At 41.7% G+C, this 10721-nt stretch carries 9 protein-coding genes and 2 pseudogenes; 6 read left to right on the top strand and 5 right to left on the bottom strand.

Annotated features, from left to right (window positions below):
• The coding region (locus tag Q0976_RS21475; RefSeq protein WP_299496313.1) for an Ig-like domain-containing protein at positions 1-1296 on the top strand (1296 nt) is incomplete at its 5' end.
• An 89-nt stretch (positions 1297-1385) separates the two neighbouring features.
• On the opposite strand, the pseudogene Q0976_RS24225 reads toward Q0976_RS21475, so the two are convergent.
• A pseudogene (locus Q0976_RS24225) lies at positions 1386-1544 on the bottom strand (hypothetical protein); the annotation flags it as partial.
• A gap of 341 nt (positions 1545-1885) precedes the next feature.
• Between Q0976_RS24225 and Q0976_RS21470 the strand changes: the two are divergent.
• The 4 genes and pseudogenes from Q0976_RS21470 to Q0976_RS21455 all read left to right on the top strand — a co-directional run bounded on the left by Q0976_RS21470 (position 1886) and on the right by Q0976_RS21455 (position 7086).
• The gene (locus tag Q0976_RS21470) at positions 1886-2440 is read left to right on the top strand and encodes a transposase (protein ID WP_366525095.1); all 555 of its coding nucleotides are present in this window, start codon (positions 1886-1888) and stop codon (positions 2438-2440) included.
• Positions 2441-2549: 109 nt separating this feature from the next.
• Positions 2550-2828, top strand: a pseudogene (locus tag Q0976_RS21465) (IS4 family transposase); the annotation flags it as partial.
• A gap of 242 nt (positions 2829-3070) precedes the next feature.
• Positions 3071-3703, top strand: coding sequence for an outer membrane beta-barrel protein (locus tag Q0976_RS21460; protein WP_299496311.1), 633 nt, complete (start codon positions 3071-3073; stop codon positions 3701-3703).
• An 83-nt stretch (positions 3704-3786) separates the two neighbouring features.
• Entirely contained in the window at positions 3787-7086 is a 3300-nt protein-coding gene (locus Q0976_RS21455; RefSeq protein ID WP_299496309.1) for an Ig-like domain-containing protein, read from the top strand.
• A 166-nt stretch (positions 7087-7252) separates the two neighbouring features.
• Here Q0976_RS21455 and Q0976_RS24220 read toward each other — a convergent pair whose 3' ends face one another.
• The 3 genes from Q0976_RS24220 to Q0976_RS24210 are packed head-to-tail and all read right to left on the bottom strand — an operon-like array spanning position 7253 to position 9084.
• The gene (locus tag Q0976_RS24220; RefSeq protein WP_366525094.1) at positions 7253-7555 is read right to left on the bottom strand and encodes a hypothetical protein; all 303 of its coding nucleotides are present in this window, start codon (positions 7553-7555) and stop codon (positions 7253-7255) included.
• A gap of 32 nt (positions 7556-7587) precedes the next feature.
• Positions 7588-8022 (bottom strand): hypothetical protein, encoded by a 435-nt coding sequence (locus tag Q0976_RS24215; protein WP_366525093.1) that lies wholly within the window; start codon positions 8020-8022, stop codon positions 7588-7590.
• 33 nt (positions 8023-8055) lie between these two features.
• Positions 8056-9084, bottom strand: a complete 1029-nt coding sequence (locus tag Q0976_RS24210; RefSeq protein WP_366525092.1) for a class I SAM-dependent methyltransferase — start codon at positions 9082-9084, stop codon at positions 8056-8058.
• 545 nt (positions 9085-9629) lie between these two features.
• Between Q0976_RS24210 and Q0976_RS21445 the strand changes: the two genes are divergently transcribed.
• The gene (locus Q0976_RS21445) at positions 9630-10124 is read left to right on the top strand and encodes a hypothetical protein (protein ID WP_299496307.1); all 495 of its coding nucleotides are present in this window, start codon (positions 9630-9632) and stop codon (positions 10122-10124) included.
• A gap of 137 nt (positions 10125-10261) precedes the next feature.
• On the opposite strand, the gene Q0976_RS21440 is transcribed toward Q0976_RS21445, so the two are convergent.
• Positions 10262-10663 (bottom strand): hypothetical protein, encoded by a 402-nt coding sequence (locus tag Q0976_RS21440; protein WP_299496305.1) that lies wholly within the window; start codon positions 10661-10663, stop codon positions 10262-10264.
• Positions 10664-10721 lie beyond the last annotated feature (58 nt).

The following is a 10721-nucleotide window of genomic DNA, read 5'->3' as shown; positions in this document are numbered from 1 at the left end:
GCGTTAACGGAGGGAAGTGCAAACATCATTGCCCACTACCAAGTCGACAGTGACACCACCTTACTGGACAGCAGTACTTTAACCGTCACGGCCGCCACCCCTGATACATTAAATATTGACTACAAAACTGATAGCCTTGGACTCGCAGCTGAACAGCAATATGTTGCGATATTAACTTACACCGATGGCCATATCAGGTATGTAACAGATAGCGAGGAACTGTCTTGGAGCAGCTCTGAACCGAGTATTGCTTATATTGACGATAATGGCTCTTTAGGCCATAAAGGGCGGGCTTATACAGTAAGCCAAGGTACCACAACGATTTTAGCAAGATATCAAGTTAACGACGATACCCATTTAATTGATACGGCTTCTCTCACTGTCACCGCCGCTTCTCCTACATCCATCGCTGTTACACCGCAAGACATTACATTGTCACAAGGTGCACAGCAACAATATACTGCGGTTGTAGAATACAGTGATAGCACCTTCGGTGTTGTCACCGATTCATATTTTATGAGTTGGCAAAGTGATAATTCGAGTATCGCAACAATCGATAACAGTCCATTTAGCCAGACAAAAGGGTTAGCAACCGCAGGATCCCAGACAGATACAGCCTCAATCACTGGCACCTATAGGCAGAACTCTATTTATGAAAAATCAGATAGTGCCAATCTAACGGTTGAAACTAACGAAATTATATCCATAACATTAACCTCACCGCACGACACAATTTATGTCCATGAAAGAATGCAGTACAAAGCAATAGTGAACTACCATGAAGGAACACCTCAAGATGTGACTAACTCTCCCTATATACATTGGAAGGTCACACCGAGTAATATTGCATCAATTACCAATACAAGCACAGAAGTACATGATAAAGGCGTCGTCACAGGAACCAGTCCTGGTACAGCAATAGTCTCCGCTCTTTATTTATATGAAGGAGAAGCTCACGAAGCGAACGACACATTAACCGTTGAAGAAGTCACAACCACCTTCCTGAAGATTTATCCTCAATCATTTACTGGACAAGCAGGACATGATTATTATCTTGATGCTTGGTATTTCACCCCAAATGAGTCGCCGGTGAATGTCGCAAAGAAACCGGATACCCATTGGGAAAATACCTCAAATAATGACCAGGTGATGACGGTAACAGGACAGGGGCGCGTTGATATTAAGCACAATGCACCCAGCGAGGCCAGCAGTAACATTAAGGCAACGTATAACAATCCACCTGTTGCTTGTACCATTTCTCCCTGCACCGATACCATCACCGTTACTGTGGAATAAATTTTGTTTCGATAGATAAATCGATCAATAGCTCTAATGCCAGTCAGTTAAGATGACTGGCATTTTTCTTACTCTGAACACCTAACCTCTTACGTCCCTAAAGAAGAGTACTTGGCGCAATGAGCCTTTTCCCATAATAACATCAGCGCCATATGAATCGCTAAGTCCCATACAGATTGTTTCCGATAGGAACTCATTCCAATCACTGACCAAATAACATAATCAAGTAGTAAACGGCGCTTTCGTACAGTGACAAGATCACTTAACTTTTATCCGAGCAGGATTACACTTCCAAAGAATTATGGCGGCAGGTTAAATCGACATTGAGAAGCGTTGAGTGCAACGATGGCGTTTTAATTTTTGACGAAACGATCCAAGAAAAACCTTGGACGGATAAAAGTGAGTTAATGTGCTGGCATTACGATCATTGCAGTGGCCACAACGTCAAAGGCGTCAACCTGCTGAATGCACTGTACCACTCAGGCAAAATGTCTATTCCAGTAGCATTTGAGTTGGTAAAAAACCCTTTCAATATAGTGTTCTGAAGACGAGGAAGCTCAAACGTAAAAGCGAGATAACCAAAAACGAAATGATGCGTCAAATGATCAAAACCAGTATTAGTAATGATTTAAAATTTCTTTTTATTCTTACAGATAGCTGGTTTTCATCAAAAGATAATGTCGATTTTATCACAAGTAATGATAAGCATTTTATTGCAGCACTTAAGAACAACAGGTTAATAGCCTTGTCCGAGGAAGACAGAAAAAATAAGCGTTTTGTACGAGTAGATAAGCTGAATTTCCCAAAACAAACCGCAGTGCAAGGTTGGCTAAAAGGATATGAGAAAGCGGTTCTTTTTATTCTCCAAGTTTTTACAAACAAAGACGGCAGCACAGGGGTATTACATCTGGTTTGCAGTGACTTAACTTGCGACAATAACGTCATCTCCACGACCTACAAAAGACGGCGGAAAGTGGAGGTGTTTCACAAATCATTGAAGTCAAATACTAACCTAGCAAAGTCGCCAACCCGAATGATAAGAACTCAAAGTAACCACATATTCATGTCATATTCATGTCATATTCATGTCATATTCATGTCATATTCATGTCAATTTGTGCAGCCTTTAAGCTCGAAAGTTTGAATATCAAAACCAATCTCAATCCCTTCGCAATTTGTCGAAAGTTACTCATCAATGCATCACGATCTGTTTATGCCGAACTTCAGCGATATCGGACGGCTGCGTAACATCAGTGACCTAAAACCTTGTCCGTTATCAGATGGTAAAAATGTGCCATCAGCTCAAAGGAGATTATCTTCCTTATCAGTTAAGTTTTAATGGCGCTTTAGCGCATATTTTAAGATTATTAGTGGGGTTACCTTACTCTACACCGGGCGCAATACCCCGCCAACTTAAACATTTTTATGCAATGGTTGAAAGTTTAATTCTGGAACCCAGACGAACACGAACCTTTCCCAGAACAGTCAAACAAAGACCACAGCGATATGCTAGAAATAAAAAATGCCAGTAAGCTTAACTTATCGGCATTAGACCTTAAAGGCCACTTTTTCTTATCTATACACCAAAAAATATCACTAACCTCTAACAGGCTTTCTAATCATAACTCTCAGGGATACCAATAAACTTAACTTTATGCCTTATATACACTCTGGCTCTTTGAACCACCTATTATTTAAACCCATTTTTGAGTAAAAAAATAGCTTTCATTCATTATCTTTCTATACTTCATATAAATTAATAGAAAGGTAATGAATGATGAAAGCAACTTGGATGCTCCCTATATTATTAATCTCAGGCCAAAGCATTGCTCAAACTCCCCCTCCTCAAACATCATCAAGTCTCTTTACACTTGATAAACTCACCATAGCAGCAGGATACAGCAAAGCCTACAACAGCAAAAACCAACGCTATGGAACAGTAGACGGCTCATATCGTTACGATAACAGTGGAGCCGCTTACAACCTCAATATATTGTCTGCAAAAAAATTAGCTGATCTTTATCAGCCCTATCTCGATTATGCCTTACTGGAGCACAGTGATAGGAATATTCACCTGTTTACCACGGGGATCAGACACGACTTTACCTTTGAGCAAAAAGAATTATTACTGCACCTTTCTGGTGGGATTGGTTTAGCTTATGCCGACTGGAAAGAAAGCCCTATTGCTGGGTTTGACATTGAATCTAAAAGTGCAACAAGCTTAAGTGGCTCATTCGCTGCGGGTATGTCCTATGTGTTTTCCGAACACATGGGGGTCGATTTGAGTGTCCGTTACGATGTGTATGATTTGAACCTTAACGTCAATGATTATGCAGGCAAAGATACCATAAAAGATTTTGGCTCCTTAAGTGTCATGCTTGGCTTTGTCATTCAATTTGAACAATAAATAATCTGTAGCATAACCAATATCCCTCATTCCAACATCAGCCGTATCCAATGCTGGAACAATTTAAAATAAAGGATAAGCTGATGACTTCGTTAACAAAATGTCTCATTTTATTTTTATCTCTCTTCATGCTAACGGCATGTGATAGTTCAGACTCAAATAGAGATGATATTACCAGTCTCGCCCTCACTCCCAGTAACGCATACGTCAATCTCAATGGCACTCAAACTTATACGCTCGTTGCTACCTATAGCGATAATAGTACCGCTACAGTCACGAATGTTGCCAATTGGAGTAGTAGTGATACAGCCATTGCCACCATTGATACTGGTGTGGCAATAGGAATAGATGAGGGGGAAACCCTTATTACCACTACAATAAACGGCATTAGCGCTTCCGCAAATCTTTATGTGGCAAATTCCCTACCAGAATCATTAATACTATCAAATAATAGTAACTTTTTAATCACACTCGCCCAAGAACCTATCACTGCAACACTCTTAAATGATAACGGCACCACTGAAGATATCAGCACTGATGACGATTTAATCATATCGATTGAAGAAAATAATTGCTTTTCCATTACCACTACTGAACAAAAACGTATTCAAGCTCAACAGGGAGAAGAAAATTGTCAAGCCACCATACTAGGGCAATATCGAAATATGACTGCCCTTTCCTCCCAATTAGCTATGACATACATACCCACTAAAATCACCAATATTGGTCTAACCCCAAAAACGCAGCGAAGCCCAGTAGGCATTGAAACCCAATATAAAGTATTGATACAACATGACAATGGCGAAATCTATAATGCAACAAAAGATACCAATATTCGCTGGTCTAGCAGTCATCCCAATGTGGCAACCATTAACGACACTGGTTATGTCGAGTCTATCGCAGCCGGAAATACCACTATCACAGCAACTTTTTACGATCACAGTATCAGTACAATACACACAGTGACAACAGCCCAGCCTCAATCCATTGACCTACTCCCCAAAGAGGCAACCATTGGTAATCAAGCTTCTCAAGCTTATACCGCCATCGTCACCTATACCGATAATACGACGAAAGATGTCACTCATAATAGTAGCACCACATTTCAAAGCAGTGATAAAATCGTTGCCATAATTAGCAACACCGATATCAATAAAGGAGTCGCTAAAGCTTTATCGAGTGGAAATACTGACATCAGCGTGATGTTTTCTAATTTGAAAGCGAACGCGACATTATTTGTTTCCTCTGCACAACCTGAGTATGTCAAAGTCATTCCTCAAAACCAGATCCTGTCAAAAGGCGATAAACAAAACTATCAAGCAATTTTGGTTTATGATAATGGCTTCACTGAAGACATCACTGATAAAGCCAATACATCCTGGCAATCAAAACCTGCCGAAAATACTACTGTCATAAATGGGTTGGTCAGCGCGATTGAAGCAGGCAGCGCAGAGATTATAGTCACTTATCAAACACTGGATGGGAGCATTTTGCAAGGCAGTACAACTGCCAATATTAACACTGCCAGTCCAAGCTATATCACCGTAACGCCTCAAAATTTGCACCTTGGTCTCAATGCAGAACAAGCTTACAGTGCGTCAGTAACTTATTCTAATGGCTGGACCAGAGATATCACAACCGATCCTAATCTCTCTTGGTCGGTGGCAAACGGAAATATTGCGTTTATCGATGATACAGGCACAGGTACAATCATCACAGAGGGTAATACTGAGGTTCAAGCAACATTTAGAGTCGACGCCAATACGGCCTTAACACATACGAGTCCACTTTTTGCTACCAATGCAACACCGTTGAAATTAAGTATTATCAATAAAAATCATGAGCTCCCCACAGGAACTGAACGACAATTTTATGCCGAACTCACCTTTGATGATGACACCGTTATCGATGTCACCAACAACCCCCAACTTTTTTGGAGCAGCGATAATAATATTGCCAGTATCCAGCAAGGGACCTTAAAAGCTAATAGTTCAGGTACCGCCACACTCACCGCGACTTATATACTCGATGAAAACACTGCTTTATCTGATACCAGCTCTCTCACCATAGTTGATGCAACGCCCTATCAATTAACCCTCACCGCTGATACTCAAACAGTCGGTCTGACCAGCGAATTACAATATCGCGCCACTTTATGGTATTCAGAAGGCATGACTGCCGATGTCACATATCATCCTAACACCTATTGGCAAAGTAGCGATCCTGATATTGCCACAATTGAACAAGGTTATGTCAATACCTTTAATGCTGGAAATACGAACATTACTGCCTATTATCAATTTGATAATGACACCCGTATAGCAACATCTGACACTCAGCTCACGGTTTCATCGACTTCACCGTCATCCCTTGCTATTTCATTGAGCGACGACACAACTGAAGCTTTAACAAGCAATATCATCGACACCAATAATGATGATCACTCTCGAGGCACATTCATTGAGCAAGCCTATACTGCCATACTGACATTTGATGATAACAGCACTATGGATGTAACCCACAGTGACAAATTAGCTTGGTTTACTGATGAGACTCAACAAACCGTGGCCATAAGCTTTGATAATAAGGCCTATACACAAACGTCAGGAAATACCCATATCAATGCCTTCTATCAAGGCAGTCAATCGATCAATTTATACGATAACAGTGCACTGACCGTGAACGGCAGTCTACCGACAAACATTAGCATAACAGTCGACAACGAGCTCTATGAAGGAAATATTATACAATTACAGGCTTATGCCCATTATGATAACGGTACACCAAGCCAAAATATCACCCAACATGCCAGTAGTTACTGGAGCAGTAGTGACAATGGTACTCTCACTATTAGTAATCAAACCAATGCTAAAGGATTAGCCTATGGCGAAGCCGTAGGTGACGATATAACCATCACTCTCACCTTCTTACTGCCAGATCAATTGGAGCCCTTAACCACATCAATCACACGCTCCGTACTTGAAGATAAAATATCTGGATACTGGATTACAAATGTAGAAAATGAAGTCTATGATAAAAACAAGGTTAACAAAACCATCTCAATGTCAACAAATTCTAATAGCACCTTATATGCTTATTTACACTTCCAAAGCGGGATCGTTCGCAATGTCAGTGACATCACTCAATGGTGTGTCAGCACCCAAGAAGAGTCCACTGAGTGGTGCACAACTAATGGAATCGCCACTATCACTCAAGGTGAAACAGAATACAACCAAGTCACAATCGAAACAAATACACAGACCAACACACATGACTCCCCTGCCGATATTCGAGCGAGGCTCCCCTTAGAGTACATTGATGTCACGCCTAGTGATGACCTCACTCATGTCTATGTGACACCATTGTTTTTAGTCGTAGAATAGAAGTAAAACCTAAAAAAGCCATGCCAGTAAGTGAAGCTTACTGGCATTTCCATCTCTATTTTTCATGCAGATTTCACACTTTTTCCCGCAAGGGACATTCTGGACATGAGTGGCATGCTAGCAGTAGCCATTGAGATGAATTAAACCATCCACGTTCAAGCCACAATCACCACTCCCTTAACTGCTGCATTTCTTTGAGGCGCACACGCTGCAGCAACATGGCCTCAAATACATCACTGACACTCCTATTGGTCTGCGTCAGTCCCGGCAGAGCCAAATTGGCTTGGGCAAAGAAGCGCTGCGTATAGGTATGTCTACTTTCTAAGTAATCGCTCTGTAAGTTGTGGCTATCTGAACCTAGCCAAGCTTGTTGCCACCAATCACAAATACGTGTTTCAGACTGCTGCAGGCGAGCGCGACTGGGCAATAAATTCCACAAATCGTTATTGGGCCAGCGAACAAAAGGCATGCAATGATCAATATCATATTGTGCAGTTAACTTTACCTCACTCCACACACACTGCAAATTATACGCTTCTTGCTTGAGCGTATAGACGCGGCAACGCACCTCCGCTTTGCCTCTGTCCAGTGAAGTGCATTGAGCAAAGTAAGCTTATCGACACCTTCATTGCCTCGATAGCCTTGCATCACATTCACCCATTCATTGACCAACACAGGTTCAACCCAGCAGGCCAAACGAGAAAAGCTTAACCAAATAGACTCGGGCACCACAAACTCACCCCAAGCCGATAAGCTCATTTGATCTAAAAATAACGTCTCTTTCGCAATGACTTTTTGATAATCTACAGAAAACAATTGCTCAGTGCTATTGGGCACACGAATATATTTGCAAGGCATATCCCGTATGGTTTGCGCCGCCACCGACAAAGTCCGATGCAGCGCTTTAGCCTCATCGCCGACAAACAGATTCCCCACCTGATAATCATCGGCTATTCTTGAGGTTAATTGCTACCAACCACTCGCTTTCACAAAGCTCAAGCCTTTGTTGGGATCGCTACTTTGCCTGATCGTCATACTGTCATTCCCGCCACCCTGTTTGCCATCTAACAGTGGCTTAAACTGGCGGCACCAATAAAGCGCGACAAGCCCCAAAGGTAAAATCACCTTGTCTGCTTCATAACGCAGCGCAGTACCAGGATGATCATCGGCAATGCGTAATAATACTCTCAATAATGCCAATTTATAAGTGGAGGATTTATTATCGTTAACAATGATATGCCTTAATATGGGTAGCCCGCCAACACCATCATCGGGCAGCATCAAGACTAAGGTTTGCCACTGCACATCTAAGCGGCCAAGACTATCGGGCTGACTAAGGATTTTATCCACCACCACTAAGCCCACGCCTTGGGCTAAATGTTGCAACTCATCGATACACACTTGGTGCATATTACGCTGAGCTTGTGCAAGTCGCTCTGCCTCTCCTTGAGCAAAACGCAAAGTGATCACCAATTTTCCACCAGGTTTTAATAAATTAGCTAGCTTGCGCATAGCACGTTCCCTTGATGAGGGCGGGATATGCATCCACACAGCACTTAATAAGATCAGATCAAAACTCACCCCGTATCGGCTCACCTTACCAATCGTAGGCAAAGAATCTTCGTGCCATTTCACCTGTAAATCTTTCGTATGAGTTTGCCCCATTTTCGCCAGCACAGCCGCTGGCTCCACCGCAAATACTTGGCAATCCTTCCCCATGGCTTTTTGAGCGCCTTTATCCTCAAGACGCTCGGCAAACCTTTCAGCAAAGTACTTGGCATCCCGTCCCGCTCCCGCACCAATATCGAGAATACGCGGCGCACTATTGCCCCCTCTTTTATGCTCAAATGAAGAGTCAGCGGTAAATAGCGGCTGCACATGATGCAGCCACGCCCCATGCACCTGCTCGCAGGGCACCGATAAATACTGCTCAAATAATTGCGCCGCATTATAATTGTAATCTAAGTTGTACGCTTTATAACTATCAGAAGTAGACAAGCTAAGATCCTTTTATACCCGTGAAACTTCAACAAATTCATACCCTGTTATACCAGAAAATGACAAATAAACCTAAAGATAAACAAAAGCCTATTGCGCAAAATAAATAAAACCAATATAGGCTTCCATCAACAAAAACTCAAAGTCAGGCGCTCAAGCAAGCCCTTATGCGTCAACAGGCCCTAATGAAAAAATTGAATCCTATTCAGTATCAAAAGAGTGTAAATAAGCTTAATGGCCAAAGCTGAGCCAATATAAGGCCTGAAGGTAAAACAGGTTATTTAATCAATACTTGAGTTTCAGGTATCGCCGACTAAACATGCTCAACAATACCTTGATAGAAAAACACAATGTCATCGGCTTTATTACCCTGCATTCGTCCCTCTCCCTCAGCATCGAATGTTTGTTACGCATTCAGGGCTTCAAATGATTCAAATCGTTGTTATCTCCATCGTTTAATCACCTAAAAAATTAATATTATTAATAACATAGTATAATAAGAGGCAATATCCACAGATAAAATAGAGTAAAGGTAAACTGACATTATGAAGTTAAAATGTTTTTTGTTATGTGCGGTAGGAGCCCTTTGTGGATGTACTACCCAATATCACTATCAGAGCACTTCATCAGAAGATCCCGTCATCACTTTTGGTGACAGATTAGGGGGCGGCTCCGTCTTCTACAGCCCAATAAGACGCTTTAGTATCAACACCGCCGGCACTGACCAATGTGCCGATTATCATAATTCAGGCAGTGTGTCCAATCACTGGATGGGCATCAATCCTAAAACCAGAGACTATTTTGTCCCTAAAGACACTCAAGTATCGCTAATGGGCTACTATTCCCTTGCATCCGGCAATAAACTCTCCTCATGCAACGTCGGCCCTATCTCTTTTAAGGCTGAAGCACACAAGCATTACTCAGTTGATATATCATCATTTGCTAACAACTGCTTGATTTCAATTTTTGAAATACTTCCAGATGGCCGTTATTCAAATAACAAGGTTGAGCAAAATCGCGAAGCTGAATGTGTACGTTAAACTAACCCAGTAAGCAAGCTCCCCCTCATAGGGGCGCTTGTTTTTAACCATATAAAGTATGAAGGAAAATACGTTAAACAGAAGCTCAACCAGCGATGAAACGCCTGAGCTCTAAACTGGAGCTAATACTATTTAATTCACAACCCTACTTTTATACCAGAGGTTTGTTGCAAAGAAAACGGCTTTCTAGCACCATAAGCGGCCAGCCACAACAAAATAAAGATAGGGATAATAAATAAAAAAGTGATTACTTTTGCCGATAACAGCTCTGTGCCAGCAAAAATATCGATAAACCCTATGGTTTCATCAACCAATGCCAACCAGAAAAGTACTTTTAATGCCATCGCATTAATCAGCTGAGTCCGATTAAAAGCAAACAAAAAGCCCACCAGAAGCACAAGTAGAGAGAGTACGGCGCCCACCAGCTCAAAGGTCACCGCAACCAGATCGCTATTAAAGTCTTCAGAATCAAACCCAGAATAAGCGATTAAGCTAAAAGGCACTAAATAAAAGAGCCAACATAATTTTTTCGTGAACATCTGACCCTCTTGGCTGAAAGCAGCCTGTTTATTGTTGTTTGTATGAATGAGTTGTATG

The sequence above is a fragment of the uncultured Shewanella sp. genome, assembly GCF_947501665.1.
Lineage (GTDB): Bacteria > Pseudomonadota > Gammaproteobacteria > Enterobacterales > Shewanellaceae > Shewanella.
The sequence above is the reverse complement of the archived record's forward strand: the minus strand, read 5'-3'. Positions and strand labels throughout refer to the sequence as shown.

What these genes read in the sequence shown, in the direction of transcription:
- Q0976_RS21470 (WP_366525095.1), top strand. Translation starts at nt 1,886, where the DNA reads ATGATGCGTCAAATGATCAAAACCAGTATTAGTAATGATTTAAAATTT.
- Q0976_RS21460 (WP_299496311.1), top strand. Translation starts at nt 3,071, where the DNA reads ATGATGAAAGCAACTTGGATGCTCCCTATATTATTAATCTCAGGCCAA.
- Q0976_RS21455 (WP_299496309.1), top strand. Translation starts at nt 3,787, where the DNA reads ATGACTTCGTTAACAAAATGTCTCATTTTATTTTTATCTCTCTTCATG.
- Q0976_RS24220 (WP_366525094.1), bottom strand. Translation starts at nt 7,555, where the DNA reads ATGCCTTTTGTTCGCTGGCCCAATAACGATTTGTGGAATTTATTGCCC.
- Q0976_RS21445 (WP_299496307.1), top strand. Translation starts at nt 9,630, where the DNA reads ATGAAGTTAAAATGTTTTTTGTTATGTGCGGTAGGAGCCCTTTGTGGA.
- Q0976_RS21440 (WP_299496305.1), bottom strand. Translation starts at nt 10,663, where the DNA reads ATGTTCACGAAAAAATTATGTTGGCTCTTTTATTTAGTGCCTTTTAGC.